Source organism: Aeromonas sp. MR19 (assembly GCF_963899305.1).
Taxonomy (GTDB): Bacteria; Pseudomonadota; Gammaproteobacteria; order Enterobacterales; family Aeromonadaceae; genus Aeromonas; species Aeromonas bestiarum.
Window position 1 is genome coordinate 35,190 of record NZ_CAWQWZ010000003.1, and the last position, 26,340, is coordinate 61,529.

A 26,340-nucleotide genomic window follows, 5' to 3' on the forward strand; every position below is an offset into this window, starting at 1 on the left:
AAAAGCCCGGGATGAACCCGGGCTTTTTATTGCCTGCCGTGCGGCATTATTTGCCGATGCAGAAGCTGGAGAAGATGCGGCCCAGCAGATCGTCCGAGCTGAATTCACCGGTGATCTCGCTCAAGGACTCTTGCGCCAGGCGCAGCTCTTCGGCCACCAGTTCACCGGCGACATAGATTTCCAGCTGATCCCTGGCCACCAGCAACCGCTCGGCGGCGCGCTCCAGCGCATCCAGGTGGCGGCGGCGAGCCATGAAGCCCCCCTCTGTGTTGCCCTGGAAGCCCATGCAGGCTTTCAGGTGTTCGCGCAGGGCGGGCAGCCCCAGCTCTGTCTTGGCGGAGATGCGGTAGACGGCGTGCCCCAGCTCCTGGCTGGGTGCCAGATCTTCGCCGGTCAGGTCAGCCTTGTTGCGCACGACCGTGAGGCCGATGTTTTTTGGCAACCGATCAACAAATTCCGGCCAGATCTCCCGCGGGTCGATCGCATCTGTCGTGGTGCCATCCACCATGAAGAGCACACGGTCGGCCTGTTCTATCTCGGCCCAGGCGCGCTCTATGCCAATCTTTTCCACCTGATCCTGGGTGTCGCGCAGACCGGCGGTATCTATTATGTGCAGCGGCATGCCGTCCAGGTGGATGTGCTCGCGCAGCACGTCGCGGGTGGTGCCGGCTATCTCGGTGACGATGGCGGACTCGCGCCCGGCCAGGGCGTTGAGCAGGCTCGACTTGCCGGCGTTGGGACGACCGGCGATCACTACCTTCATCCCTTCCCGCAGCAGGGCGCCCTGCTTGGCTTCGCCGCGCACGCCATCCAGCTCGTCCATGATGGCGTACAGATCGCCCGCCACCTTGCCGTCGGAGAGAAAATCGATCTCCTCGTCCGGGAAGTCGATGGCCGCTTCCACATAGATGCGCAGCCGGATCAGGCTCTCCACCAGCTGCTGGATTTTGCTGGAGAACTGCCCCTGCAGGGAGTGCATGGCGCTGCGGGCGGCCTGCTCGCTGGAGGCTTCGATCAGATCGGCGATGGCCTCGGCCTGGGCCAGGTCCAGCTTGTCGTTCATGAAGGCGCGCTCGCTGAACTCGCCGGGGCGGGCAGGGCGCAGCCCCTTTATCTGCAGAATACGGCGCACCAGCATGTCCATGATGACGGGACCGCCGTGACCCTGCAGCTCCAGCACATCTTCGCCGGTGAAGCTGTTGGGGGCCTTGAACAGCAGGGCTATGCCCTGATCCAGCGGTTGGCCTTGCTCATCCTTGAACGGCAGATATTCGGCGTAGCGCACCCGGGGGCGCTTGCCGAGCACTATCTCGGCGACCTGTTCGGCGGCGGGGCCTGAGACCCGGACTATGCCAACGCCGCCACGGCCGGGCGCGGTGGCCTGGGCCACGATCGTATCTGTTGTCATCTTGCTTGGCTCATTTGCTCGGTAATTGGGGGACATTGTAATAAAAAAGGCGGCCCCAAGGCCGCCTCTTTTGTCATCAGGGGGAAGATTAGCTGCGGGTGTGCAGGCCTTTCTTCTCCAGCTGACGATAGATGATGGTCTGCTGGGTAATGGAGATGACGTTGCTCACCAACCAGTACAGAGTCAGGCCAGCCGGGAACCAGAGGAACATGAAGGTGAAGATGATCGGCATGAACTGCATCACCTTCTGCTGCATCGGGTCTGTCACCGTGGTCGGGCTCATCTTCTGCAGATACCACATGGAAGCACCCATGAGGATTGGCAGCACGAAGAAGGGGTCCTTCACCGACAGGTCGGTGATCCACAGTGTGAACGGCGCGTGACGCAGCTCAACGGATTCCATCAGGGCCCAGTAGAGGGCGATGAAGATCGGCATCTGGACCAGAATCGGTAGACAGCCACCCAGCGGGTTGACCTTCTCTTTCTTGTACAGCTCCATCATGCCCTGAGACATCTTCTGGCGATCGTCGCCGAAGCGCTCACGCAGTGCGGCCAGCTTGGGCTGCAGCATGCGCATCTTGGCCATGGAGGTGTACTGGGCCTTGGTCAGCGGGAACATGATGCCGCGCACCAGCAGGGTCAGCATTATGATGGCTAGACCCCAGTTCTGGACGAAACCGTGGAACACGGTCAGCAACCAGTGCAGCGGTTGGGCGATGAACCAGAGCCAGCCGTAGTCGACGGTCAGGTCGAGGTGGTTTGCCACCTTGGCCATCTGGTCTTGCAGCTTGGGACCGACCCACAGCTTGCTGGTCACTTCGGCCTGCTGGCCGGCAGCCACGTCTACCAGCGGCGCCTTGTAGCCAATGATGGCCTGGTCTTTACCAGGGATCACGCGGCTGTAGAAGCTGTTGGTATCGTCGGCATTCGGTGCCCAGGCAGAGACGAAGTAGTGTTGCAGCATGGCGACCCAACCACCCTTGGTGGTCTTGTTCAGGTCGGCATCCTTCATCTCGTCGAAGGTGTACTTCTTGTAACGGCTCTCTTCGCTGGAGAAGGCGCCACCACGGTAAGCACTGGCTACCATGGCGTGACCTTCCTGATCCTTGGGCGTGGTCACGGTCTGCTTCAGCTGACCGTAGAACTGCACCTGGACCGGCTCGGCGGATTTGTTGTCGATCTTGTAATCGACGCCAATCGCATAGTCACCGCGCTTGAGCACGAACTCTTTGGTGAAGACCACACCCTTGCTGTCGGTCCAGGTCATCGGTACGACGACTTGATCCTGACCATCGGCCAGCTGGTAGCTGGTCTGGGTGGCTTCATAGGTGGGACGACCCTGGGCCTGGCTGTCAGGACCATCGCGACCCACCAGGCCGCTCTGGGCGACATAGAGGCGGTCAGGTTGACTGGTCAGCAGGACGAAGGATTGATCCTTGCCTTCTTCCAGCTTGTGGGCCAGCAGCTCGGCAGAAACGATGTCACCGCCCTGGGTGTCCAGGGTCAGCTTGAGCACGTCGGAGGAGACTGTGATCAGCTTGCGTGCGGCGTTCGCGTTGGCTTGCTCGGAAACCTGAGGAATATCACCGGTCTGACCGGCTTCAGGTACGAAATGTTCGGTTTGGGCCACGGTAGTCGGGGCCGGCTTCGGAGCCTTGTCAGACTCCCACTGTTGCCAGAGCAGAAAGCTCACGAACAGCAAACCGATCAGGATGAGATTGCGTTGTGATTCCATAGTCTTCAGTTTCTTCGCTTTGGTTGCGGAACCGGGTCATAACCACCCTCGGATAAGGGATGGCATTTTAATAGACGTTTGCTGGCTAACCAAACGCCTTTTATGAAACCGTGAAGTCGGATTGCTTCTATCGCAAATTGGGAACAAGTTGGCGTGAAACGGCAGCGCGGCCCGAGCAGAGGGCTAATGATTAGCTGATACAGGCGTATCAGTTTGACAGCTACCCATTGCAACGGCGTGACAGAGTGCGCCATAGCTTTTCCAGTAACTTGAACAGCTCCTCGTTATCCATCTCTTTGACGCCGCCCTTGGCGATCACGACTATGTCGATAGCGGGCAGGTTGGCTTGATTGAGACGGAAACTTTCCCGGACCACTCGTTTGACACGATTACGCCAGACGGCACGCTTGAGTGCTTTTTTGGGCACAGCGAGGCCAAGACGGGGATGTTCGAGGGTATTGGGACAGGCGAGAAGAGTAATTTGCGGAGAAGCGGCCCGGACAGGCTCGGCGAAAACGCGTTTGAAGTGTTCGGGAGTTAACAGACGTAACTCCCGAGAGAAGGTGTGCGGCGTTGGCATTAAACTACCAGACGGGCACGACCCTTGGCACGACGAGCGGCCAGAACTTTACGACCGTTGGCAGTTGCCATGCGGGCGCGGAAACCGTGAGAGCGCTTGCGCTTCAGGTTGGACGGTTGAAAAGTACGTTTCATGATTCGATTCCGTATTTCTGTACAGTTTTGATTGTCACACTTAGCCGACGCGCCAGCTATAGCGTGTGACGACTAGCAAAAGAGGCCGAATTCTAAACAGAGTTCGGCTTTTAGTCAATCCGCCGTTCCCTCTCATCTTGCCCTGACTCATAAAGAAGCAGGAGAAGCTGGCAGGATCCGGAGGATCAAGGGCTCCGGATTATACTGGCAACCCGGGGTTAAACAAGGATCCTCCAATAAAAAAGGCGGCAAGGCCGCCAAAGAGAGAGCTATTTAAGCACTTTTCGCAAGAACTCCCGGGTACGGGGATCCTTGGGATCGACCAATATCTGATCCGGCGGGCCCTGTTCCACGATCCGGCCCCCCTCCATGAAGATCACCCGATCGGCAACATCACGAGCAAATTCAATCTCATGGGTCACCACCACCATGGTCTGGTGCTGGCGGGCGAGTTCCTTCATCAGCCCGAGTACCTCGTCGACCCACTCGGGATCGAGGGCCGAGGTGGGCTCATCGAACAGAATGACCTTGGAGTGAGCCGCCATGGCGCGGCCTATGCCGACCCGTTGCTGCTGGCCGCCGGAGAGGGACGCCGGGTAGGCATCCTGCTTGTCGGCAAGCCCTATGTCCTTGAGGATGCCCAGCGCAGTGGCTCGGGCCTCCGCCTTCGGCTGCTTCCAGACGGTGATCAGCCCCTCGGCTATGTTGTCGAGCGCCGTCTTGTTGGCGAACAGGGCATAGTTCTGGAACACGAAGGAGGCGCGCTTGCGCAGCTCGATGGCCTGCTGCTCGCTGGCCTTGGCCAGATCCAGCTGCAGGTCGTCGATGGCAAGGGTGCCTGCATCCGGGGTCTCCAGCAGGTTGAGGCAGCGCAGCAGGGTCGACTTGCCGGTGCCGGAGGGGCCTATGATGACCACTATCTCCCCCTTCCTGACCTCCAGATCTATGCTGTTGAGCACCTTGTTGCCGTGAAATGCCTTGGAGAGGCCGGTTAATTTGATCATCGCAGACCTCCCTTAATAGGCTCGGTTCAGGTGAATTTCCAGCAGGTGCTGCAAGCGGGTGAAGATGATGACCACCACCCAGTAGACCAGGGCCACCGCCATGAAGCTCTCGAAGAACTTGAAGGAGGAGGAGGCTTCCATCTGCGCCTTGCCCATGATCTCGGCCACCCCCAGGGTGAAGGCCAGCGAGGTGCTCTTGATCATGTCGATGAAGTAGTTCATCAGCGACGGGGTCGCTATGCGGGCAGCCTGCGGCAGTATGATCCGCTGCATCGCCTGGTAACGGCTCATGCCGATACTGAGCGCCGCCTCCATCTGGCTCTTGTGAATGCCCAGAATGGCGGCGCGGATCGACTCGGCCATGTAGGCGGCGAAGTGCAGGGTCAGGCCGACGATGGCGGCGGTAAAGGCATCCATCCCCACGAAGACGGGGAACAGTTGCGGCAGTCCGTAGTAGAGCAGGAACAGCTGGACGAGCAGGGGAGTACCTCGAAAGAACGAGATATAGAGCATCGCCAGCCAGTGGATCACGGGGACGCGAAACACCCGCACTATCGCCAGGGTCAGCGACAGTACGAGTGCCAATACGAATCCCCACAGAGCCATTTCCATCGTGGTGCCCAGGTATTTGAGCAGGATGGGGAACAGCCCTAGTGTGTACTCGAGGTCAAATTCCATCATTTATTTGTCGGTGATGTCGGAAGCGAACCATTTTTCGGAGATTTGACGCAGGGAGCCATCCTTGCGCATGGCGGTCAGGGCGTCGTCGACTTTCTTCAGTACGGCCTGTTTCTCCGGCGTCTTCAGGAAGGGCAGGGCGTTCTCGATGGTCTCGAACGGTGCGCCGGCCTGTTGCAGCGGCAGCTTGGATTCCTTGATCAGCTGGGCGGTGGAGACGCGGTCCATCACGAAGGCGTCGATGCGACCCAGGGCGACATCCTGCTCGAAGCTGGAGTCGTAGGTGCGGATATCGATCTTCTTGTTCGGGTCGTTCTTGCGCAGCAGCTCTTCGAAGTTGGAGCCGAGGTTGACCGCGACCTTCTTGCCTTCCAGATCCTTGATGCCGTGGATGGTGCTGTTGCCCTTGCGGACCACTATCTGGGCGCCGTCATAGACATAGGGCTGGGAGAAGGCGTACTTGGCCTTGCGCTCGTCGGTGATGGTGATCTGGTTGGAGATGGTATCGACACGGCCGGTTTCCAGCATGCCGAACAGGCCGGAGAAGCTGGCGGTCACGAACTCGACCTTGTAGCCGGTGCGCTCACCGATCTGATTCCACATATCCACCTCGAAGCCCTGCAGCTTGTCCTGCTTGACGAAGGTGAACGGGAAATACTTGCCGGACATGCCGACCTTGATGGTTTCCTGGGCGATGGCTTGACCGGATAGGGCTGCCAGCAGAATGGCGGCACCGGAGACCAGCTTGATGGATGATGTCATGGGGATTCCTCTCTCTGTTGTTCTGTATTTTTAGTTGTAATCACTGGATTTGCGCTGATGTTATTGGAATAAAAGCCAAAGAATAAATGATATTTGGTTATATAAAATAACCGGTTCAGGTCTGGATCTTTGGTGCCATCCTGGATGGATCAGGCTGTGGGTAACTTTGGGGATGAAATCAGATCCAGCGGTGCTGGATCCTTGAAAGTCAAGGATCTTATTTGCCGGATCCGCAAGGTGGCGGCTAGAGATCCAGCCGCTAAAAACGTAGAATAGCCGGTCTTTAGTTAATCAATTGACGGGAGTTTAGAGTGACTGCTTCGCTATGGCAGCAGTGCCTTAACCGGCTGCAAGATGAGTTGCCCTCGGCAGAATTCAGCATGTGGATCCGGCCGCTTCAAGCGGAGTTGAGTGACAATACTCTGACCCTGTATGCACCGAATCGCTTTGTTCTGGACTGGGTACGAGACAAGTATCTCATCCGGGTTAACGGCATCATCAATGAACTCTGTGGGGTCGATGGCCCCACCCTGCGTTTTGATATAGGTAATCGTCCTCATCCCGTCGCGGTCGCAAGAGCGCCGGCGCGTGGTGCTGCGCCTGTGAATAACTTGCAGAAGAGCTGGGAAAGCAAGGCTGAAGCCAAGCCTGAGCCGAACCACAAAAGCAACACCAACGTGAACTATACCTTCGAGAACTTCGTCGAGGGTAAGTCCAACCAGTTGGCCCGCGCGGCTGCCCGTCAGGTAGCCGACAACCCGGGTGGCGCTTACAACCCGCTGTTCCTCTATGGCGGCACCGGCCTGGGCAAAACCCACCTGCTGCACGCCGTTGGCAACGCCATCAAGGAGCGCAAGAAGGACGCCAAAGTCATCTACATGCACTCCGAGCGGTTTGTGCAGGACATGGTGAAGGCGCTGCAGAATAACGCCATTGAAGAGTTCAAGCGTTATTACCGTAGCGTCGATGCCCTGCTCATCGATGACATCCAGTTCTTCGCCAACAAGGAGCGCTCCCAGGAGGAGTTCTTCCACACCTTCAACGCGCTGCTCGAAGGCAACCAGCAGATCATCCTGACCTCGGATCGCTATCCGAAGGAGATCAACGGTGTCGAGGATCGTCTCAAGTCCCGCTTTGGCTGGGGCTTGACGGTGGCGATCGAGCCGCCGGAGCTGGAGACCCGCGTCGCCATCCTGATGCGCAAGGCGGATGAGAACCAGATCCACCTGCCGGACGAAGTGGCCTTCTTCATCGCCAAGCGTCTGCGATCCAACGTCCGTGAACTGGAAGGCGCCCTCAACCGGGTGATCGCCAACGCCAACTTCACCGGTCGTGCCATCAACATAGATTTCGTGCGCGAAGCGCTGCGGGACTTGCTGGCGCTGCAGGAGAAGCTGGTCACCATAGACAACATCCAGAAGACGGTGGCGGAGTATTACAAGATCAAGCTGGCGGATCTGCTGTCCAAACGCCGCTCACGCTCCGTTGCCCGTCCACGTCAGCTGGCGATGGCACTGGCCAAAGAGCTGACCAACCACAGTTTGCCGGAGATAGGTGATGCCTTTGGTGGCCGTGACCACACTACCGTTCTTCATGCCTGCCGCAAGATAGAGCAGCTGAAGGAGGAGAGCCACGACATCAAGGAAGATTATTCCAACCTGATCCGAACCCTTTCCTCCTGATAACAACGGTGAGTGGACAGATGCAGCGCGAATATTCCAACCTGATTCGAATCCTTTCGTCCCGATAACAACGGAGAGCACAGATGCAGCTCGAAATTAGCCGTGAGGCCCTGTTACGTCCTCTGCAACTGGTGTCCGGTGCCCTGGGTGGCCGGCCGACCCTGCCGATCCTCGGCAATGTCCTGCTTGATGTCAGCCAGGGTCTGCTGTCGCTGACCGGCACCGACCTGGAAGTTGAGATGATAGGTCAGGTCTATCTCAATAATGAGAGCCAGGATGGCCGCACCACAGTGCCGGCGCGCAAGCTGCTGGATATCTGCCGTGGCCTGCCGGAAGGGGCGGACATCCGCCTCAACACCGAAGGCGAGCGCCTGATCATCCGCTCCGGTCGTTCCCGCTTCAACCTGTCGACACTGCCGGCGACCGAATACCCGAATATCGAGGATTGGGAATCTGTGCTCGAATTCGACATAGGCCAGCTGGAGCTGAAGAAGTTGATCGATGCCACCCAGTTCTCCATGGCCAGCCAGGACGTGCGTTACTACCTGAACGGCATGCTGTTCGAGAGCGAGGGCCACGGCCTGCGTACCGTGGCGACCGACGGTCACCGTCTGGCGACCTGCCGTCGCGAGGTAGTGGAAGAATCGCTGCCCGATCATCAGGTTATCCTGCCCCGCAAAGGTGTGCTTGAGCTGGTGCGCCTGCTGGAAGCGGAAGACAAGCCGGTACGGCTGCAGATCGGTCGCAGCAACCTGCGCGCCGCGCTGGACGGCTTCATCTTCACCTCCAAGCTGGTGGATGGCCGCTTCCCGGATTGGCGTCGGGTCATCCCGCGCAACAGCGACAAGGCCCTGATCGCCGGTCGTGAGGATCTGCGTCAGGCGTTTGCCCGCGCGGCCATCCTCTCCAACGAGAAATTCCGTGGGGTGCGTCTCAATCTGCAGGAAAACCTGCTGCGCATTACCGCCAACAACCCGGAACAGGAAGAAGCCGAAGAGCTGCTTGACGTACAATACGAGGCCAGCGAGATGGAGATAGGTTTCAACGTCTCTTATGTGCTGGACGTGCTGAATACGTTAAAATGTGACCAAATTCGGATTAGCCTGAGCGATTCCATCAGCAGTGCCATTATTGAGGATTTTGATCATCAGGATGCTCAGTACGTGGTGATGCCGATGCGGATCTAGTCGTGGCCCTGGTCAAACTCCAGCTCAGCGACTTTCGCAATATCCAGCAGGCCAGTCTCAAGCTGTCCCCCGGCCTCAACATCCTGGTCGGGTGCAATGGCAGCGGCAAGACCAGCGTGCTGGAAGCCATTCACTACCTTGGTCTCGGTCGCTCCTTTCGTACTCACCTGACCGGGCGGGTCATCCGCCAGGGGGAGCGGGCCTTTACCCTGTTTGCCCAGTGCGAACTGGAGGGGCGTCAGGTGCCCATCGGACTCGCCAAGGACAAGAGTGGCGAGACCCAGCTCAAGATCGCCGGGGCCCAGGCCCAGCGACTGGCCGATCTGGCCGAGCTGTTGCCGGTGCAGTTGATCCATCCCGATGGCTTCAACCTGCTGACGGGCGGGCCCCAGGCTCGCCGGGCCTGGCTGGATTGGGGCGTCTTCCATCAGGAACCGGCCTTTTTCTCCCTGTGGGGACGAGTGCGGCGTCTGCTGAAACAGCGCAATGCGCTGCTGCGCCAGAGCACCCAGTATCGCCAGCTGGCGTTCTGGGATCAGGAGCTGGTGCGGCTCGGGGGTGAACTGGCCGAGTTTCGCGCCAGTTATTGTCAGGCCATTACGCCCCTGATCAAGGAGATGACGGCAGATTTTCTGCCGGAATTCGACATCAGTCTCGGTTTCTATCGGGGCTGGGAGAAAGAGACTCCCCTCGGCGACTTGCTGGAGGCGGGGTTTGAGCGGGATCGTTCGCTGGGTTACACAGGGGTAGGCCCACAGAAGGCCGATGTGCGACTCAAGGCGAATGGCGTGCCCGCTCAGGATATTTTGTCCAGGGGTCAGCTGAAGTTGTTGGTCTGTGCCATGCGACTGGCCCAAGGGCTCTATTTGAATCAACATAGCAGCCGTGGCTGTATTTTTTTAATTGACGATTTTGCCTCTGAACTGGATGTCGACAAGCGCCGCTTGCTGGCCGCAAGGCTGAAGCAGTGTGCGTCCCAGGTGTTTATCACCGCCATCGATACCGGTCAGCTCGCAGACATGATGGATGCGAATGACTGCAAGTTGTTCCACGTGGAACAAGGCAAGATCTCCGAAACGTTAGAGAAGGCAGAGAGTAAGCTATGAGTGAAAATACTTACGACTCCTCGAATATCAAGGTACTGAAGGGCCTGGATGCGGTCCGCAAGCGCCCGGGGATGTACATCGGCGATACGGATGATGGCTCAGGTCTGCACCACATGGTGTTTGAGGTCGTCGATAACTCCATTGACGAGGCTCTTGCTGGCTACTGCTCCGATATTCTGGTCAAGATCCATTCCGACGGTTCCGTCTCCGTGCGTGACAATGGCCGGGGCATCCCGGTAGACATGCACGAGGAGGAGGGCCGCTCCGCCGCAGAGGTCATCATGACCGTACTGCACGCCGGCGGTAAGTTCGATGACAACTCCTACAAGGTGTCCGGCGGCCTGCACGGCGTGGGCGTCTCAGTGGTTAACGCCCTCTCTGACAAGCTGTTGCTGACCATACGTCGCAACGGCCATGTCTACGAGCAGACCTATCACCTGGGTGAGCCACAGGCGCCGCTCAAGCAGATTGGCGACAGCAGCAGCGGCACGGGTACCGAGGTGCGCTTCTGGCCGAGCCCGACCATCTTTACCGATACCCTGTATCACTACGAGATCCTGGCCAAGCGTCTGCGCGAGCTCTCCTTCCTCAACTCCGGTGTCTCCATCCGTCTGCAGGACGAGCGGGATGGCCGTGAGGTGCATTTCTGCTACGAGGGCGGTATCAAGGCGTTCGTTGAATACCTGAACCAGAACAAGACCCCGATCCATCCCAAGGTGTTCCACTTCTCCACAGAGCAGGACGGCATCGGTGTCGAAGTCGCCATGCAGTGGAACGATGCCTATCAGGAAGGGGTTTACTGCTTCACCAACAACATCCCGCAGCGGGATGGTGGTACTCACCTGGTGGGCTTCCGTACCGCGCTGACCCGTACCCTCAACACCTATATGGACAAAGAGGATTACAGCAAGAAGGCCAAGTCGGCCGCCAGTGGCGACGACGTGCGTGAAGGTCTGATTGCGGTTATCTCGGTCAAGGTGCCGGATCCCAAGTTCTCTTCCCAGACCAAGGACAAGCTGGTCTCTTCCGAAGTGAAGACCGCCGTTGAACAGGCGATGGGCGAGAAGCTCGGCGAGTTCCTGCTGGAAAACCCGGGCGATGCCAAGATCGTGGTCAACAAGATCATCGATGCGGCCCGTGCCCGTGAAGCGGCCCGCAAGGCGCGCGAGCTGACCCGCCGCAAGGGTGCGCTGGACATCGCCGGCCTGCCCGGAAAGCTGGCAGACTGCCAGGAGAAAGACCCGGCCCTCTCCGAACTCTACATAGTGGAAGGGGACTCTGCTGGCGGCTCCGCCAAGCAGGGTCGCAACCGCAAGAACCAGGCCATACTGCCGCTCAAGGGCAAGATCCTGAACGTGGAGAAGGCCCGTTTCGACAAGATGATCTCCTCGCAAGAGGTGGGCACCCTAATCACGGCCCTGGGCTGCGGCATAGGTCGTGACGAGTACAACCCGGACAAGCTGCGTTACCACAACATCATCATCATGACGGATGCGGACGTCGATGGTGCGCACATCCGTACCCTGTTGCTGACCTTCTTCTATCGTCAGATGCCGGAGATCATCGAGCGTGGCTACATCTACATAGCCCAGCCGCCCTTGTACAAGGTCAAGAAGGGCAAGCAGGAGCAGTATCTGAAAGACGAAGATGCGCTGCTGCAGTACCAGACCGCCATGGCGCTGGATGGTGCTACCCTGCACGTCAACGAGTCAGCCCCGGCCATAGGTGGCGAGGCGCTGGAGCGTCTGGTCAACCAGCACCGTGCCGTGTCTCACCTGATCACCCGCATGTCACGTCGGGCGCCGGATGCCGTGTTGACCCAGCTGATCTATCAGCCTGAGTTGAACGAAACCCTGCTGGCCAGCGAGAGCGACCTGCTGGCCTGGTGTCAGGCAATGGAAGCCGTGCTCAACGAGAGCAACCACGGTATCCAGTACCAGATCCAGGTGCGTCGTGATGAAGAGCGCCGCCTGTTCGTGCCGCACGCCGTGGTGCGTCAGCACGGGGTCGACCGTGAATACGCGATCAGCTATGACTTCCTGCAGTCCGGTGAGTACCGTCAGCTGGTTTCCCTCGGCAAGGAGATCGCCAACCTGATCGAGGAAGGTGGTTTCATCAAGCGTGGCGAGAAGGTCAAGCCGATTGCCAACTTCGTGGAAGCGGTCGACTGGCTGATGAGCGAAGGCAAGCGCGGCATCTACATCCAGCGCTATAAAGGGCTGGGCGAGATGAACCCGGACCAGCTGTGGGAAACCACCATGGATCCGGAAGCGCGCCGCATGCTGCGCGTCACCATAGACGACGCCGTTGGTGCCGACCAGCTCTTCTCCACCCTGATGGGTGATGCGGTCGAGCCTCGTCGTGACTTTATCGAGACCAACGCCCTGCGGGTCGCCAACCTCGACGTCTAATCGACCTATGTGGGATCTCATTGCAAATGAAATGACGTCTCATATACGTGCAATGGCGTCTCATTGAAAATGCAATAGGTTATGAGCACCAAAGAGAGGGACTTATGTCCCTCTCTTTTTTATCCATGGCTATTTAAAAATTGATCATCATTGGGATTGTAGTAATAAATACAACTAGGGTTGTAATTCAACCCTAGTTGTTAGGAATGCAATTTTTTGTGTCTGAATTATTTGAAAATAAAAATGGAATTAAATTCTATTTCTTTCAACCAATCTTCTGTAATGTTCACCAAGAGCAGTTAATCTGCATGCTTTGCTTTCCATTGCTGCATTCCACATGTGAGTCGCTCCATCTGGTACAACTAGATTTAATCGATTATATTTCTGAAGTAAAGAGAAGATCCTTGTGTTTTCTTCAATAGGTTCTGGCATCCACTCATCTCTTCCTTTCATTTCTGGTTCGAACGTTGGGTCGAGTGGGAATGAGTAGCCGGGTGTAGGAAACAATGTTGTAATTTTCCTTAAATCCTCAATAGATATAGCTGGGGCGGATTTTCTAAGCGATACAAATTGCTTCACATTCGTTTTAAAAATAGGTCGCTGATCCCAAGCTCCAAGTGATTGGTCTATATGAGCATAAATGCTGCCTGGAGTTATATCTCCAGTTAAGTTTGCTGCACTGCCACTTAGTGCATCAACAAGCAATGTTGTAAAAACCCCATGCCCATTTACTTCGGATGCGTACTGATCCTTTGTTGAAGCAGTTAACACGGTAACTCCTTCTGCAAGAGTGGCGAGTTGTCCTGCCTCAGGGGGAGTTCCGGCAATACCTGAGTGGCAGCTATCAAGAATAATAATTTTGTTTTTTGCAGGTGCTTTATTTGCAAGAGTCAATATTTCAGTAAGTGAAACACCTTCATCACCACGTGAAGCATCAGATGTCAGCAAGTATCCACCTGTAGGTTCTATGTGACCGTGCCCCGCGAAATAAAATAATGCAATATCTGCATCAGTACTGAAAAGTTTAGATATTTGGTCTTTTAATTGGCCTCGATTAACTTTCTCAGTTGGTCCTGTTCCTGCAAGTAATTGACAGTCAAAATTAACAGAGCCACCATCATGTCTTTCTAAGATTGCCTTTACTGAATGTGCATCATTAACACACCCATATAGATGACTTCCATGTTCATAATAATTTATACCAACGATTAATGCGATTCTCATGAGCAGATCCTTACAGACTATTTATGAAGTTTTTAATGGCATCCCATGACCAAACTACGGTTCTCACACCTTCAATATTTGTTCTGTCATCGGAGTATGCCCAAATACCAATAACTTTCTTGCCTTCTTCCCTTGCGCATGTGATTTCCCACATCTGTCCGCTAGAGTTGAGAGAGTTTTTACTTATGAGTGCAATTACTCCATCAGATCTTTTAATGCGAGTTCTCACCTTACTCTTCCATTCTGTTTCATAGGCTTCTTTTACGGACATATCGATATACTCAAATGGTGAGTTTGTATTTAATGACTGTCCTTTTAAGAAATCTCTCTGCCTTTCATCTTCAATGGCAAAAGCTACGAAAATAGTTTTTTTAGAAGTCATGGTTTCATCCTGAATCGTTTGGCGAATATGTTTCATTTCGTGTAAAATAAAATAGGGGGCTTTAATTGCCCCCGTGTTTTATTGTCCCAAACTCTGCTTAAGTACTCTGTGAAACTCATCAGCGGTTGTAGTATACCCGCGAGATTTGTATATTCTCCGGTACTCCTCATTTCCAGAAAGGCTTTCCATCATTGGCGTATACTTCATGTCATTCTTATAAGATGAAATGAAGTGCTCAATTTGATTTAGATTTTTTATTTTAGGCCATTTTTTCAAATAGGATGGGAGTTGATAGTCAAGAATATTCAATTGAAATGTAGCAATACGGTTTTCTGCATATGTAGCTTCACCAATTTCAAAGGGAACCCACCAAGATTTCGATGTATCATCAGAAATAATAGCTAACAAATGAGTGCATTCACTCATACGCTTAGTTATGATGTCTGTTATTTCGTCAGCACCTTGTCTGGATTCTTCATCCAACACATCAAGATAGGTTTTAATTCCAGCAACCTTCAATCGTTGATCTATTTTAAAGGCGTGATCTCGGTCTGTATGTCTATAGCTAATGAATACTGGCATTATTACTTGTTCTCCGCTAGATTTATTATTCCATCAACAATAGACTTGCTATTCCAACCAACAATTTTATTCGCAGCATCTTTTACTGTTTTAGATGTTTTCTCTGACGCCCATGGCTCAATAGCTAATATTTTTTTCCCCATTTCTTGAGCAAGTTCAATCTCTATATTAATCCACTTGCTGTAGGTGGAATAAACTCCTGCCATAATGACAACTACAGATGCGGGTTTGATTTGTGCTCTGATGGCCTCTTTCAGCTTTGCAGCACTTGGTGCGTTATGTATGGGGTCATCTTTTGGGACACTGTAGTTCTTGTAGTTGAAACCATTGGTTGTCACTTGAGAGTCAAGCATTTCACATACTCTGACGTATGCATCACCATATGCCCAACTATGACTGATAAAGAGATTGTATAGAGCCATCAGAAGCACCTTCTTAGTTTGGATCGCCAAAAGCACAACATACTGATGTCAGTTGTAACTATGACACTACATATGATGCTGTGTTTACATACAGCACCCAAGATACTCGATCCAATTGAGGCGCTCAATATAAACGTTTGATGTATCAGAAAGATTGTTTTACAAGCAAAATGAGTTGTATTTCGATCAAACAACGACACATAAGTGATCAAAACAATAACAGATGTTATTAATCAAAATGCATGATGTTGATGGTCGATATATATCATATTGATATTGTTGGTTTTTTGTCTTTTTTGTGATTGTTTTTTGAGTTCTTTTTCCTATATTCTGGACAGTAAATGCACAAATCTGGGCGTGTGTTTATGACTCCCTTCGGTATCTATCTTGAAAATCTCCGGCGTAGTCGCCGTATGCAGCAAAAACAGCTTGCGGATCTGATGGGCATCAATCCTTGCTATGTAAGCACTCTTGAGCGAGGGCGTAAGGGGCCACCATCGTCAGAAGTGCTCAATCGGCTAATCAAGAACTTGAACTTATCTCGAGACGAGCAAGAAGGGCTGTGGCGCTCTGTTGAGCTATCAGAGATGACGTTCCGTTTGCCCGAAGGTATGTCTCAAGATGAGTTTGAAATGGTCCACGATTTACGAAATCACTTAGGTACGCTGAATGAAGACCAGGTACTGATCATACGGAAGGTTATTGGCTTGGGGGTCAACTCTCAGGAGGGTATTGCAATGTAGATATAACGGGACGCACCGGGTGGATTGTCCCGCTATTTGGCGCAAGTAATGGTACTCACGACGTCAGAAATCTAAGTATCTCCACTTGCTCCATTGGCGTCAATCTGCCTGCCTAGACATTAATCCAGCTAGTTAACTTCGTTACTCGTCAGAGTAAGGGGAACTTATGTCTTCAAAGAACACTGTCGTGCCGTTTGGCACAAGGCAGAAGGCGAAGCTATGCCAAAAATCTGTGCGACAACGTAAAGATGTTCGCGTTCGTGAGCCGGTTCGGCCGACAACTGGGCGAGTTGTCGGGTTCTACCCGTCAACGAAGAACAACCGACTCGTTGCCTGGGAATCACAACTGGAGCAGAAAGCTTGCGCTCTATTTGAGTTTTCAGCTGATGTGGTGAGTTATCGAGAACAGCCGATCACTATCTACTTCGAAAGCGATGGTCAAATGCGGCGTTATACCCCTGATTTTGAGCTGAGGTTTCATGACGGCAGATCGATGTACTTGGAGGTTAAGCCTTTTGCCAAGCTCCAAGGTCATTCTGTCAAAAGACGGTTTCAGCAGGTTGCAAGATTTTGGGAGATGCACGGCCAACAATTTGGCGTTATCACGGATATAGAACTTCACCACCCGACCTTACAACGTAACCTGAAGTTACTCAGGGCCCATCAACGTGTCCATGTACCTGATGAGGTGTGGTTGCGAATTGGGCATTGGCTCCGTGCTATAGGTTCCGTCACTTTCGAACAATTAGCCGAGCTACTGAACTCACCAACACAGGTCTATGCGCTGATTGCCCAGCAAGTCCTGCACGTCGATCTTCTCACTCCTTTTTCTCCTACTACCACATTGCATTCGCCGGAGGGTATCGGCCATGAAACTTGCCTCTTTTCATACCGGACTGCGCCTGACTTTGAATAGCACGCGATACCGCATCGATAGGATTCTGGTATCAGGAGAGTGCTACCTGGAGCGGCTGTCCGATGGCGGAGTTCTTGTTAAGACTAAGCCAGAATTGGCCGCTTTACTGGCAGCAGGAGAGCTGAGCATTGAGTCTCCCAACAACCGGGAGTCGAATTCCGATGCAGGATTGAGCTCCCGACCTTCACGCGATTTAAAGGCGTTATCCAAGTCACAGCGCGAAGAGGTTCTGCGTAAGTACGAATACATCAAGGAGGCCATCAGTCGGCTTGGGAAGGAGCCTAAAGCGGCAGGTCTGGGGCCCGTTATCGAAACTGTTTCCGCTAATATTGGGGAAATCAGGCCCCCTAGCGCGACAACGGTTTATCGTTGGTGGAGGCGGTGGCTAGAATCCGGCCAAGACCTGATGTGTTTGGCCCCCCAATACCAAAAGCCTTCTACTCAAAGAAAATTCTCCAAAGACATGATGGATGAACTTCATGCACTCGTTGAGCGCTTATGGTTTTCTAGGGAAAAGCTACCCATACAGGCTGTCTACGATGCTTTTCGCCACCGTATCAACGAGCTTAATGCGGAGCGGCTCAAGCCGTTAAAGATTCCGAGCCGCGCCCAGTTCTACCGGATCGTAGATCAGATCGATAAATACGATGCCATGGCAGCCAGAGAAGGGAAGCGAGCCGCCGATAAGCATTTTCGGGCAACCGGCGCCGGGGCGGTTACACAGCACATTCTTGAAAGGGTCGAGGTCGATCATACCCCTCTGGATGTGATTGTTATTAACGAGCGGACAGGTCTGGCGGATGGCCGACCTACCCTGACCCTCCTGTTGTGCCGTCACTCACGTATGGTGTTGGGTTTTTCCATCGGGTTTGAGCCGCCCTCAGAGCTGTCGGTGATGAGGGCCTTACGTCACGCGATTCTGTCCAAAGCCTACGTTAAAGAGCATTACCCGGATATTTGCTATGAATGGCCAGCGTACGGGATTCCTCACACTCTGATCTGCGATAACGGTTTGGAGTTTCACTCCCATCAACTGAGGCGCGTCTGCGCCGAGCTCAATATTGAGCTTCAGTTCTGCCCCAAGCAGCAACCCCACTACAAAGGGGCCGTGGAGCGTTTTTTAGGCACGTTAAACCGAGCGGTCTGCCACCGTATCCCTGGCACCACTTTCTCTAACATTGTGCATCGTGGTGACTACAACTCCGCCGACATGGCACGGATCACTCTGGCTGATCTGAAATCGCTTATCCATGAGTGGGTTATCGATATCTACCACCAAGAGGTGCACAGAGCCACGCATCGAATGCCAACAGCGATGTGGAAGGATGGACTCGGTATGGTGGAGCCAATGTTGCCTGAGAGCCTGATGCAGCTGAACTTGATCCTCACCAAGGAAACGACCCGCCGACTTTCCCATCAGGGCGTTCAGGTGTATCACCTGTTCTATAACTCGGCGGAACTTGGGCTTTTGCGCATACGCTCGAACGCCCGGTATGACGTGTCGGTGCGCTACGACCCGGAAGATATGGGCGCGGTATGGGTTTATGACGAGCTGCAGGGGGATTACATCCATGTGCCCTGTACCAACCCTGACTACGCGGAAGGCCTGACGCTACGTCAACACGATCAGATCCTGAAGGACACTAAGCAGCGCGGACTGGATGAACAGGACGAGGAGGCGCTACTGGAGAGCAAGGCCAGGTTCCAGCAGAAGATTGAGGATCTGAGCCGCAACAAGCTGATTCGCGAACGTAAGAAAGCCGCCAGGGACGCCATGCCTGTTCCTCCTTCCTGGAGCTCAAACCCGGCACTGGAGCGCCCCAAGGAGTCTGATACGACTGCTGAGTCACTCTTCGAGCCCCTGAACTTCAAGGTGGTGACGAGGGGGCAAGGCGATGACTGACAGCCTAAACATCCATCAGAAAATCGCTGAACTCCGAAAAGTTGTGATCTTCCACCCTCAATGCCAGACGGCTTTCGATGCTATTCGGGATGCCTACTTGATGAGTGCCCAGGTAGGGTTTCCTCAGCATCTGCTGTGCGTCGGCCAGTCCGGTACCGGCAAGTCGACGCTGAAGTCCCTGATATTCGATGAGTACCCACCCGAACTACTGCCAGACCGCGAGTTACTGCCTGTGCTCTGTGTGGATACACCATCGCAGCCAACCATACGCAATATGGCAGAAGCGATGCTGGTTCAGTTGGGGGAACCCTGTTTTATGCGCGGGTCTGCTATCGACAAAACAAACCGGATTCTCAACCTAATCAAAGAGAAGCAGGTGCGGCTGATCATTGTGGATGAACTCCAGCACTTCATCGACCGAGGCCGCCGCAGAGCGCCTTTGGAGGTTTCGGATTGGTTGAAGACACTGATTGATCAGTCCCAGGTCTCGACGGTGCTGATGGGCCTTCCGCGCTGTGAACAGATCCTCCAGGTAAACGAGCAACTGAGACGTCGCTATGGGCGGCGCCTAGAGTTGAATCCGTTCTCCATCGAATCGCCGCATGAACAGTCGATCTTTGCTGGTGTAATTACCCACTTCGATCAAAAGCTTGGTTTAAAGAGGCCCTTGCAGCTGGATGGCGACCTGTTAAGACGTTTCCACTTCGCCACAAATGGCATTATCGATTACGTCGTTCGGTTGATGACGGGGAGCTACGCCTGGGCTACTCAGCACTCCGTGCCGGCCATCGATCGCTCCGTACTCGGAAGGGCATTTGTCGATTGGGTGTGGCACGAAGGTAAGGGCGTGCTGAACCCCTTCAATGATGGGTTCTGTTGGAAGCGGCTCGATAGCCCCGGAATGCCATTTAATCTGTTCGAGCCTGCTTCTGCTGTACGGGCTTCCAAGACAGGAGGAGAGTCATGGAGTTGATCAAACCACCGCTGCATCCAGATCGCTTCCCGGACGAACTGCCTTATGGATATTTGAAGCGTCTGGCGGAACTGAATCAGTACGAAAGCCCAACCTGGTTATTCAGGAACCTGTCGTCACGATGCGTACTTCAAACCCCCGCGCTCTCCGTTGCTGAGCTATCAGCCGCTGATTGGGCAGGTAGTCAGCCAACAGCTAGTGCCGTTGGTGCGAATACCCAACACCTCAGATATTGTCCGCTTTGCATCGCGGAGAGAGGCTATTGGCGTAGCGCTTGGCAAAGCTGGGTATCCTGCGCTTGCACCAAGCACCAAATCTGGCTGGTTGATCGGTGCCCAAGCTGTCATTCCCGGCTCCCATTGGCATCAACGAACCTATCGTACTGTGCCTGTGGTGCGCGGTTAGCTGACGCGCCTGCGGAGATAATCGATAGTCCCATCGAGCAAATGCAGCTGTTCCTGGATGAAGGATCTGTGCCGGACGGAGCGTATTCGATACTCCCCATGGAACACGGTCTGGATTACCCGGCCCGGACCGCGCTGATCAGCTTGTTGTGTAACTGGTTAGACTATCCGAAGCTCACGGTGCATAACTTCAATCGCGAGCTGAAGCAGTGCGGCACGGCGCGGATTCACCTTGTGAATGCCGCTGAGCTGCTGTTTCAGCCTGAGGGGTTGGATACCTTTCTGTTCCGCTTGTCTCAGCTAGATAGTCCCGAGTATTACACATCTCTCATATTGAAGTTTGTTCTGCGGCTGAATATCGACTTTCCACAACCGTGCTTCGACACTCTGAAGCACCAGGCTCTCAGCTACTGGGTGTATCTGAGAAAGGCCTTAGACCAGGAACAGGGCCGGTCATCCGATATCGCCGACCTATGGGAGTACGCCGAGTGGCAGGTGCTGCCGCATGACCCGAAGTAAGGGCCTGGAGGGTATGCGGGCACCAGTCATAAGTCACGGCTGTGCATTGATATACCCTCCGATCTATCCTGCCAGCTGCCCGGACGAGTCACCGATAGGTTATTTGGTTCGCTTGGCGGAACTGAATTGCTATGGCTCTACCCGCTGGATGTGCGCAGTGGGGCAACTACCGAGACTATCGGAGCTGCATTTGTACCATGACCTGCTCGCAGGAGTGGGTTGGACTGGTTGGGGGACAGAAACGTCATCGATCTCGGCGGCGGTTTGTTTGGTCGATCAGAGCCACCGCCTGGGTCGCTTACGTTATTGCCCCGTCTGTATCAGGGAAACGCAACGATGGAAGGCTGCGTGGCATCTGAAAGCGTCAGTGGTGTGTGCTGAACATGGAGGCTGGCTTAGAGATACCTGTCCGGCCTGTAACAGCCCAATGCTGTTCAAGGCTCGCAGTACCAAGCTTTGTAAGTGTGGTGCAGATCTATCTGAATCAGCCCTGTGCCTGGCCCCAGAAGCTGTGAGACGACAGCAAGGATGGTTGGAGCAAGGCTCCGTATCAAGGGCTTTGATAGCCGCAGGGCACAACCTGGATCTCCAAATGCGATCAGAGCTCATTCTGTTGTTTGCTCGTTTTGTCGGTCGTGACGGTATGGGTAAGACCGGCATCGACACGAGGGTGCTTCATATGGATACGTCAGCCGACGTGATGACCCAAGTAGCAGATGCGCTGTTTGGTGGGTCCGAGGGCTTTACCAAGTTCCTCGACACATCCTTTTCGGTGAGCGCCTCTGAGCAAGGAGAACGGCGGCTAAGTCGATTCTATAAAGCGTTCTACGGGTCTTTTGAGGATGGCTGCTTCGACCCCTACAAGCAACTGCTGGAACAGTATCTCAATGAGCACTGGCCAAAGGCTTTGAGCCGCCGGAACTCACTCTTCAAGGATCGAACCATCCAGTCCCACCCATGGCTCGCGCTGCAAGCTGCTTGCCGGGAGTTCGCAGTTCCCAAATCCCACATGAGGCGTGCTATTGCGGATGATGATGTACGCAGTATGTCAGTACAGGGGCCAAAGCGAGAATCGGTACTGGTGTGGAAGCCGGATGTGGTGAGGCTTAAGGAATGGCTGGCCAACTCCCTAACAGCTAAGGATGCGGCTGACTATCTCGGCGTTACCAAGAAGCAGTTCGGACAGCTACGCCAGAATGGATATATCACATACCAGAAGGCTCCAGGATCAGCCTCCAGGGGCGTTTGGGCCTTTTCAATGGCGCAGTTGTCCGGGTTTCTGAAGTCGCTTGCTCACAGCAGTTCAGCACCTCTCGAGGCTATGACCATGAATCAGGCGCTGAGGCGGTTTCGAGCAGGGGTGAAAGAGCCGTTGGTGATCATCATCGAGGCGATCAAACAGGGCTTGTTGGGTGCATATGCGTCGAGCCCAAAGCCAACAATCCGGGAGCTGGTTTTCGATAGTCACCAGTTCGAAGATTGGTATCGGGAGCGATCTTCCGATTCTGAGCTCTTTTCGATAACCGAAGCCGCGAAGCGTATGGGGATTCATCAGGAGTTTGCTTACCAGCTCGCCAATACAGGTCTTCTTGAAACATATTCCAGCAACCATTCGTCGGGGCAACTGGTCAGCCAGCACTCGATAGACAAGTTCTGCTCGGAGTATGTCTTGCTGCGTGACCTGGCCCGAGAAGCCGGTCGGAGTTCGGCCAGTGTGATGAACGACTTGGCTTCTCGGGGGATTCAGCCGATTGATGCTGTTTGGGATCAGCAGATGCGGCAGAAGGTGTACCTAGCTAGCAACCTCAGAGGTTTCTTGCGTGGGCTCTGTATTTCGAGCGTTGGAGCTGGATGATTGTTCGTTGGCTTCGGCCTTGATCCGTTTCCTATTGGCTAGATACGCAGCTGTTTCAACAGCCGTCAGCCTTCGGAAGATCTCAGTGAATGACGAAATTGCAAAGATTATGAACTGGAGAGCAAACACCAAGAATATTTTTTGACCTTTTATAATCTCGTCGATACGTGCCGCGTCGGCTGCATTGGTGAACGAATCGCAAATGCTGGCGATGGTTTCGGTCTTTAATTGAGTCTCTTTAGCTGCTGACTCTGCACTGAATGTTTCCTGTGAGCAGGTTCGTGCGGTGAACCGCCAGTCTTTGGTGAGATTGTAGGGGGAGTTGTACGCTTGGTCATGATCCAGCCAGATCCATTGGGATTCGCCTTTGAACTTGATCAACGCAGCATTTCTTAACCCAAGGTCGAGCGGCGGGACCGACACCAAAGCAAACGCAATCCCCAAAAGCATGAAGCCAACAGCTTGGGTTCTAGTCGCTTTCTTTATTTCCAGCTTTTCAATGTCAAACCAGCCCTTAAGGCGGGCGAATTTTTTATGGTCCAAGTCATATTCGTCGAACCATTTAATGAGCTTATGAGCGTCATCTAACGATTTGGCTTTGAAGTTGAAAATCGCATTAAAACGCTCAAGTTCCTTATTGCGTCGCCAGAATTCGGCAAGGGTGTCGTCTTGGTACTCTGAGCGACCTACAAGTAATGCATACAGCCTGCTTACAAAACCATATGAGGTTCCTGCTCTATAGTGGAAAAAGAGTCGCAATCCGATAAAAGAGACTACAAGTATGGCCATATTCAACAACGGGCCGGGTAAGCCCGAGATATCAATGACCATTCCGAAAACAGATTCTTCCATGACGATAACTCCTTGTGTATCAGATGGTTTCGAATCGCATAGACTACCGTGTAGCACGCCTCAGCGGAATCACTTCTGAGCCGGGGGGGCTAAGGAGGTTACGAGATGAGTTATCGGCGTCTAACAGAGCAAGAAATAGAAGATCTCAGGAATGAGATGAAGCGGGCAGGCCAATGGGTGAAAGAGGTGTTCAAGCGCCGGAAGCAGAGTAAAGATTCAGATCTTCAGGAACCGAGCTCTCCAACTGACCCGAAACCGCTGCGGGAAAAGCCATAATCTCCTTGGAATTGCTCAAGTCATCAGGTTTGTTCATAACTAACTGAAATTTAAGGCTTTTCATGGCTTATGAGATTTCGTAAGATTCATTGCAACATTGATGAGATTTTTCGTGCGCACGAAGGCCGATAAGTGGCTGTTTTCATTGAATGGTGATTTTCAGTAGGAGTGAGATCCGACAGTCAGACAGCAAAAGCCGCTCCTTGTGAGCGGCTTTTTTACATCTGTCGTCAGCGGTATTGCGTTATCCGTTCGGCAGTCTGGCCCAGGATTGTCTCGCCTCGTCATGGATGTTCCACGTGAAACATCGCGCCCTCCGACCATTGGCAACCAAACCCTTGTGGCTGTTTATCATGTGCCCAGTTCGGGGGCCGGGCAGTAGAGGCGCAGCCGATGGCCATCCGGATCGAGCGCCATGCCGGTGTAACCAAATTCCAGTCGGATCGGCGACTGGGTGATGGTGAGGCCGCGAGCCTGCCATTTCGCAAACTCGGCATCGACGCTGGCATCATCTGGCAGAGGGAAGGCCAGCTCCATGGCTCCGGCTCCTTGCGTGACCTTGGGCTCAACCGTGGCACTGGACCAGAGCGCCAGCCTGGCGCCTGACTCAAACACGAACATGGCGAAGGTGGGGGACTCCTCCACCGGCGAACGACCAAACAGCTCGCGATAGAAGCGGGCGCTGCGAGCCGGATTGGCGACATAGAGGATGGTGAACTGGGGAACAAGCATGGTGACACTCCTTGTTTCGGGATGGCGCATCTGCGCCGACCCCGTCAGCATGGCGCCAGCCGCTGTCAGTTTCTGTCAGCAATGAATTGTGGCTGCGGGATCTGCTGGGTGGCGCGCCACTCCTTGAGCAGGATAGTCCGGCTCCTGGGATAGCCGATCTCCTCCAGCTTCAGCCGGCTGATGCGATCCACCCGAAAGTGGCGAAAGTCCTGCCGCAGCTCGCACCAGGCCACCAGGACCCGCACCTGCTCGAAATAGCCGAGGGCAAATGGCCAGACGGTGCGCTCGGAACTCGCTTCTCTCAGATCGCGATAGCTCAGGGTTACCTTGCGCTGTTGACGGATGGCACTGCGCAGGGGAGCCTCATCGGTGCAGGCGTCGCTGCGGGATGAGCCGATCAGCAGGGTGTTGGCGTGGAGCTGCTGGCGGTACTCGGCGGGCAGCACGGCCTCTATCTTGGCCAGCGCACTGCGGGCACCGGCACTCAGGGTGCTGTCGGCATGTTCGGCCACCCAGCGGGAGCCCAGCACCAGGGCTTCCAGCTCCTCTTCGCTGAACATCAGCGGTGGCAGCATGAAGCCGGGGCGCAGCACATAGCCGATACCGGGCTCACCCTCGATATGCGCCCCCTGGGATTGCAGGGTCGCTATGTCCCGGTAGAGGGTGCGCAGGCTGATGCCGAGCCGGTTGGCCAGCTCTGTGCCTGTGATGGCGTAACGGTGATCGCGCAACAGCTGGAGCAGGGCCAGCAGACGTTCGGAACGGGACATGGCATGGCTCCTTGGGATCTGCGGTTAGGGTGCCATGTTTGGGCGAACCGGAACAGGGTGAGGTGAGAGGCTCACTCCCGGCTGCCACGAAAAGACCGCCGCCATTCGCTCGGCGAAACCTCGAAGCGGGCCCGAAAGTGCTGGCGCAGTGAGGTGGCTGTCTTGAAACCCACCAGTTCGGCGATGCGTTCTATGGGGTGGGTGCTGGCTTCCAGCAGCTCCTGGCAACGCCTGAGCCGCTCGATCAGCAGCCACTCTCCGACGGAGAGGCCGGTGGCCTGATGAAAGCGGCGGGTAAAAGTGCGCCGACTCATCAGGCTGTGGGCCGCCAGGCTGTCGAGGGTATGGGGCTCCGGCAGGTGGGCTCGCAGGTGATCGAGCAGCTGGTTCATCCTGGTGTCCCGGGTAGAGGCGGAGACCGGCTGCTGGATGAACTGGGCCTGGCCACCTTCCCGGTGGGGCGGGATCACCAGTCGTCGTGCCACCTGGTTGGCGATGGCACTGCCATGGTGCTGGCGTACCAGATAGAGGCAACAATCCAGTCCGGCAGCTGTGCCAGCCGAGGTGACCAGCCCCTCATCATCCACATAGAGGGCGTTGGTATCGAGTCGCACGCAGGGAAAGCGGCGGAGGAAATCCTGCTCGTACTCCCAATGGGTCGAGGCCTTGCGTCCATTGAGCAAGCCGGCATAGGCGAGCACATAGGTGCCGAGGCAGAGTCCCACCACCTGGGCCCCTCTGGCATGAGCCGCCATCAGGGCATCCAGCAGTGGCTGGGCCGGGCGCTCGGCCGGGTCTCGCCAGAAGGGAATGACAATGATGTCCGCCTCGGCTAGGGCCTCCAGCCCGTGAGGTGCCTGGATGCTGAACCCCTGTGACGAATGCGAGCTGGCCTTGCCATCCCCGGCACAGAGCCTGAGTTCGAACAGGGGCTGACCCGGCAGTATGTCACCGAAGATGAGGCAGGGTACTGAGCAGTGAAAGGGGCTGAAGTGGTCGAAGGCCACGACGGCAACTATCGGGATGGGCATGACGCTGGCCTCCTCTTTGTGCGATGAGCAACCATGATATGCGCTGGCAGCTGAAAGCCGAAGGGCCAT

General features: G+C 54.8%; 26 protein-coding genes and 1 pseudogene. 11 read left to right on the forward strand and 16 right to left on the reverse strand.

What is annotated here, in order from left to right:
- Positions 1-46: 46 nt before the first annotated feature.
- The 8 genes from mnmE to AACQ95_RS01710 all read right to left on the reverse strand — a co-directional run bounded on the left by mnmE (position 47) and on the right by AACQ95_RS01710 (position 6,301).
- Positions 47-1,408, reverse strand: coding sequence for a tRNA uridine-5-carboxymethylaminomethyl(34) synthesis GTPase MnmE (gene mnmE / locus AACQ95_RS01675; protein WP_098981225.1), 1,362 nt, complete (start codon positions 1,406-1,408; stop codon positions 47-49).
- A gap of 88 nt (positions 1,409-1,496) precedes the next feature.
- Positions 1,497-3,143, reverse strand: a complete 1,647-nt coding sequence (yidC, locus tag AACQ95_RS01680; protein WP_043135288.1) for a membrane protein insertase YidC — start codon at positions 3,141-3,143, stop codon at positions 1,497-1,499.
- Positions 3,144-3,148: 5 nt separating this feature from the next.
- The gene (gene yidD / locus AACQ95_RS01685; protein WP_010635605.1) at positions 3,149-3,397 is read right to left on the reverse strand and encodes a membrane protein insertion efficiency factor YidD; all 249 of its coding nucleotides are present in this window, start codon (positions 3,395-3,397) and stop codon (positions 3,149-3,151) included.
- A complete protein-coding gene (gene rnpA / locus AACQ95_RS01690; RefSeq protein WP_042037151.1) occupies positions 3,364-3,723 on the reverse strand; it encodes a ribonuclease P protein component in 360 nt (119 codons plus the stop codon). The genes yidD and rnpA overlap by 34 nt, the downstream gene beginning before the upstream one ends.
- The gene (rpmH, locus tag AACQ95_RS01695; protein ID WP_005307156.1) at positions 3,723-3,857 is read right to left on the reverse strand and encodes a 50S ribosomal protein L34; all 135 of its coding nucleotides are present in this window, start codon (positions 3,855-3,857) and stop codon (positions 3,723-3,725) included. Before rpmH ends, rnpA begins: the two co-directional genes overlap by 1 nt.
- A gap of 269 nt (positions 3,858-4,126) precedes the next feature.
- On the reverse strand, positions 4,127-4,861 hold the full coding sequence (locus AACQ95_RS01700; protein ID WP_241280416.1) for an amino acid ABC transporter ATP-binding protein: 735 nt from the start codon (positions 4,859-4,861) through the stop codon (positions 4,127-4,129).
- A 12-nt stretch (positions 4,862-4,873) separates the two neighbouring features.
- Entirely contained in the window at positions 4,874-5,542 is a 669-nt protein-coding gene (locus AACQ95_RS01705) for an amino acid ABC transporter permease (protein ID WP_122974194.1), read from the reverse strand.
- A complete protein-coding gene (locus AACQ95_RS01710) occupies positions 5,543-6,301 on the reverse strand; it encodes an amino acid ABC transporter substrate-binding protein (protein ID WP_043557335.1) in 759 nt (252 codons plus the stop codon).
- 311 nt (positions 6,302-6,612) lie between these two features.
- On the opposite strand from AACQ95_RS01710, the gene dnaA reads away from it, so the two are divergent.
- The 4 genes from dnaA (at position 6,613) to gyrB (ending at position 12,687) form a co-directional block, all read left to right on the forward strand.
- Positions 6,613-7,983, forward strand: a complete 1,371-nt coding sequence (gene dnaA / locus AACQ95_RS01715; RefSeq protein WP_043135284.1) for a chromosomal replication initiator protein DnaA — start codon at positions 6,613-6,615, stop codon at positions 7,981-7,983.
- Between the two features lie 83 nt (positions 7,984-8,066).
- Positions 8,067-9,170, forward strand: a complete 1,104-nt coding sequence (gene dnaN, locus AACQ95_RS01720) for a DNA polymerase III subunit beta (protein WP_098981219.1) — start codon at positions 8,067-8,069, stop codon at positions 9,168-9,170.
- Between the two features lie 2 nt (positions 9,171-9,172).
- Entirely contained in the window at positions 9,173-10,276 is a 1,104-nt protein-coding gene (gene recF, locus AACQ95_RS01725) for a DNA replication/repair protein RecF (protein ID WP_241280417.1), read from the forward strand.
- Positions 10,273-12,687, forward strand: coding sequence for a DNA topoisomerase (ATP-hydrolyzing) subunit B (gyrB, locus tag AACQ95_RS01730; protein ID WP_043135282.1), 2,415 nt, complete (start codon positions 10,273-10,275; stop codon positions 12,685-12,687). Before recF ends, gyrB begins: the two co-directional genes overlap by 4 nt.
- 249 nt (positions 12,688-12,936) lie before the next feature.
- Here gyrB and AACQ95_RS01735 read toward each other — a convergent pair whose 3' ends face one another.
- From AACQ95_RS01735 to AACQ95_RS01750, 4 genes are all read right to left on the reverse strand, one after another.
- Entirely contained in the window at positions 12,937-13,911 is a 975-nt protein-coding gene (locus AACQ95_RS01735; RefSeq protein WP_241280418.1) for a caspase family protein, read from the reverse strand.
- A 10-nt stretch (positions 13,912-13,921) separates the two neighbouring features.
- On the reverse strand, positions 13,922-14,293 hold the full coding sequence (locus AACQ95_RS01740) for a TIR domain-containing protein (protein WP_167574043.1): 372 nt from the start codon (positions 14,291-14,293) through the stop codon (positions 13,922-13,924).
- A 78-nt stretch (positions 14,294-14,371) separates the two neighbouring features.
- Positions 14,372-14,875 carry a toll/interleukin-1 receptor domain-containing protein gene (locus AACQ95_RS01745; protein ID WP_241280419.1) on the reverse strand — a complete coding sequence of 168 codons (504 nt, stop codon included), beginning with the start codon at positions 14,873-14,875 and terminating at the stop codon, positions 14,372-14,374.
- Between the two features lie 2 nt (positions 14,876-14,877).
- On the reverse strand, positions 14,878-15,297 hold the full coding sequence (locus tag AACQ95_RS01750) for a TIR domain-containing protein (RefSeq protein WP_167574039.1): 420 nt from the start codon (positions 15,295-15,297) through the stop codon (positions 14,878-14,880).
- Positions 15,298-15,638: 341 nt separating this feature from the next.
- Between AACQ95_RS01750 and AACQ95_RS01755 the strand changes: the two genes are divergently transcribed.
- From AACQ95_RS01755 to AACQ95_RS01780, 7 genes and pseudogenes are all read left to right on the forward strand, one after another.
- Complete coding sequence (locus AACQ95_RS01755) at positions 15,639-16,040, forward strand: helix-turn-helix domain-containing protein (RefSeq protein ID WP_241280420.1); 402 nt, start codon at positions 15,639-15,641, stop codon at positions 16,038-16,040.
- 166 nt (positions 16,041-16,206) lie between these two features.
- Entirely contained in the window at positions 16,207-16,956 is a 750-nt protein-coding gene (locus AACQ95_RS01760) for a TnsA endonuclease N-terminal domain-containing protein (RefSeq protein WP_081398604.1), read from the forward strand.
- The gene (locus AACQ95_RS01765) at positions 16,910-18,859 is read left to right on the forward strand and encodes a Mu transposase C-terminal domain-containing protein (protein WP_241280421.1); all 1,950 of its coding nucleotides are present in this window, start codon (positions 16,910-16,912) and stop codon (positions 18,857-18,859) included. Before AACQ95_RS01760 ends, AACQ95_RS01765 begins: the two co-directional genes overlap by 47 nt.
- Entirely contained in the window at positions 18,852-19,832 is a 981-nt protein-coding gene (locus AACQ95_RS01770) for a TniB family NTP-binding protein (protein WP_241280422.1), read from the forward strand. The genes AACQ95_RS01765 and AACQ95_RS01770 overlap by 8 nt, the downstream gene beginning before the upstream one ends.
- Positions 19,823-20,755: a TniQ family protein gene (locus AACQ95_RS01775; protein ID WP_241280423.1), complete on the forward strand. Its 933-nt coding sequence runs from the start codon at positions 19,823-19,825 to the stop codon at positions 20,753-20,755. The genes AACQ95_RS01770 and AACQ95_RS01775 overlap by 10 nt, the downstream gene beginning before the upstream one ends.
- Positions 20,756-20,768: 13 nt before the next feature.
- Positions 20,769-21,131: pseudogene (locus AACQ95_RS22590) on the forward strand (hypothetical protein); the annotation flags it as partial.
- A gap of 216 nt (positions 21,132-21,347) precedes the next feature.
- A complete protein-coding gene (locus AACQ95_RS01780) occupies positions 21,348-22,610 on the forward strand; it encodes a hypothetical protein (protein ID WP_241280424.1) in 1,263 nt (420 codons plus the stop codon).
- On the opposite strand, the gene AACQ95_RS01785 is transcribed toward AACQ95_RS01780, so the two are convergent.
- From AACQ95_RS01785 to AACQ95_RS01800, 4 genes are all read right to left on the reverse strand, one after another.
- Positions 22,548-23,462: a DUF6216 family protein gene (locus tag AACQ95_RS01785; RefSeq protein ID WP_115522994.1), complete on the reverse strand. Its 915-nt coding sequence runs from the start codon at positions 23,460-23,462 to the stop codon at positions 22,548-22,550. The genes AACQ95_RS01780 and AACQ95_RS01785 overlap by 63 nt on opposite strands.
- Before the next feature lie 627 nt (positions 23,463-24,089).
- Complete coding sequence (locus AACQ95_RS01790) at positions 24,090-24,470, reverse strand: VOC family protein (RefSeq protein WP_241280425.1); 381 nt, start codon at positions 24,468-24,470, stop codon at positions 24,090-24,092.
- A 65-nt stretch (positions 24,471-24,535) separates the two neighbouring features.
- Positions 24,536-25,240, reverse strand: coding sequence for a helix-turn-helix transcriptional regulator (locus AACQ95_RS01795; RefSeq protein WP_241280426.1), 705 nt, complete (start codon positions 25,238-25,240; stop codon positions 24,536-24,538).
- Positions 25,241-25,311: 71 nt separating this feature from the next.
- Positions 25,312-26,271 carry a GlxA family transcriptional regulator gene (locus tag AACQ95_RS01800; RefSeq protein WP_241280427.1) on the reverse strand — a complete coding sequence of 320 codons (960 nt, stop codon included), beginning with the start codon at positions 26,269-26,271 and terminating at the stop codon, positions 25,312-25,314.
- Positions 26,272-26,340 lie beyond the last annotated feature (69 nt).

Coding starts and splice junctions, on each gene's coding strand:
- mnmE (WP_098981225.1), bottom strand. CDS start 1,408: ATGACAACAGATACGATCGTGGCCCAGGCCACCGCGCCCGGCCGTGGC.
- AACQ95_RS01780 (WP_241280424.1), top strand. CDS start 21,348: ATGCGATCAGAGCTCATTCTGTTGTTTGCTCGTTTTGTCGGTCGTGAC.
- AACQ95_RS01745 (WP_241280419.1), bottom strand. CDS start 14,875: ATGCCAGTATTCATTAGCTATAGACATACAGACCGAGATCACGCCTTT.
- AACQ95_RS01760 (WP_081398604.1), top strand. CDS start 16,207: ATGTCTTCAAAGAACACTGTCGTGCCGTTTGGCACAAGGCAGAAGGCG.
- AACQ95_RS01800 (WP_241280427.1), bottom strand. CDS start 26,271: ATGCCCATCCCGATAGTTGCCGTCGTGGCCTTCGACCACTTCAGCCCC.
- yidD (WP_010635605.1), bottom strand. CDS start 3,397: ATGGCGCACTCTGTCACGCCGTTGCAATGGGTAGCTGTCAAACTGATA.
- rpmH (WP_005307156.1), bottom strand. CDS start 3,857: ATGAAACGTACTTTTCAACCGTCCAACCTGAAGCGCAAGCGCTCTCAC.
- gyrB (WP_043135282.1), top strand. CDS start 10,273: ATGAGTGAAAATACTTACGACTCCTCGAATATCAAGGTACTGAAGGGC.
- rnpA (WP_042037151.1), bottom strand. CDS start 3,723: ATGCCAACGCCGCACACCTTCTCTCGGGAGTTACGTCTGTTAACTCCC.
- dnaN (WP_098981219.1), top strand. CDS start 8,067: ATGCAGCTCGAAATTAGCCGTGAGGCCCTGTTACGTCCTCTGCAACTG.
- AACQ95_RS01770 (WP_241280422.1), top strand. CDS start 18,852: ATGACTGACAGCCTAAACATCCATCAGAAAATCGCTGAACTCCGAAAA.
- AACQ95_RS01785 (WP_115522994.1), bottom strand. CDS start 23,462: ATGGAAGAATCTGTTTTCGGAATGGTCATTGATATCTCGGGCTTACCC.
- AACQ95_RS01700 (WP_241280416.1), bottom strand. CDS start 4,861: ATGATCAAATTAACCGGCCTCTCCAAGGCATTTCACGGCAACAAGGTG.
- AACQ95_RS01765 (WP_241280421.1), top strand. CDS start 16,910: ATGAAACTTGCCTCTTTTCATACCGGACTGCGCCTGACTTTGAATAGC.
- AACQ95_RS01750 (WP_167574039.1), bottom strand. CDS start 15,297: ATGGCTCTATACAATCTCTTTATCAGTCATAGTTGGGCATATGGTGAT.
- AACQ95_RS01735 (WP_241280418.1), bottom strand. CDS start 13,911: ATGAGAATCGCATTAATCGTTGGTATAAATTATTATGAACATGGAAGT.
- AACQ95_RS01705 (WP_122974194.1), bottom strand. CDS start 5,542: ATGATGGAATTTGACCTCGAGTACACACTAGGGCTGTTCCCCATCCTG.
- AACQ95_RS01795 (WP_241280426.1), bottom strand. CDS start 25,240: ATGTCCCGTTCCGAACGTCTGCTGGCCCTGCTCCAGCTGTTGCGCGAT.
- AACQ95_RS01740 (WP_167574043.1), bottom strand. CDS start 14,293: ATGACTTCTAAAAAAACTATTTTCGTAGCTTTTGCCATTGAAGATGAA.
- AACQ95_RS01755 (WP_241280420.1), top strand. CDS start 15,639: ATGCACAAATCTGGGCGTGTGTTTATGACTCCCTTCGGTATCTATCTT.
- yidC (WP_043135288.1), bottom strand. CDS start 3,143: ATGGAATCACAACGCAATCTCATCCTGATCGGTTTGCTGTTCGTGAGC.
- AACQ95_RS01775 (WP_241280423.1), top strand. CDS start 19,823: ATGGAGTTGATCAAACCACCGCTGCATCCAGATCGCTTCCCGGACGAA.
- AACQ95_RS01710 (WP_043557335.1), bottom strand. CDS start 6,301: ATGACATCATCCATCAAGCTGGTCTCCGGTGCCGCCATTCTGCTGGCA.
- AACQ95_RS01790 (WP_241280425.1), bottom strand. CDS start 24,470: ATGCTTGTTCCCCAGTTCACCATCCTCTATGTCGCCAATCCGGCTCGC.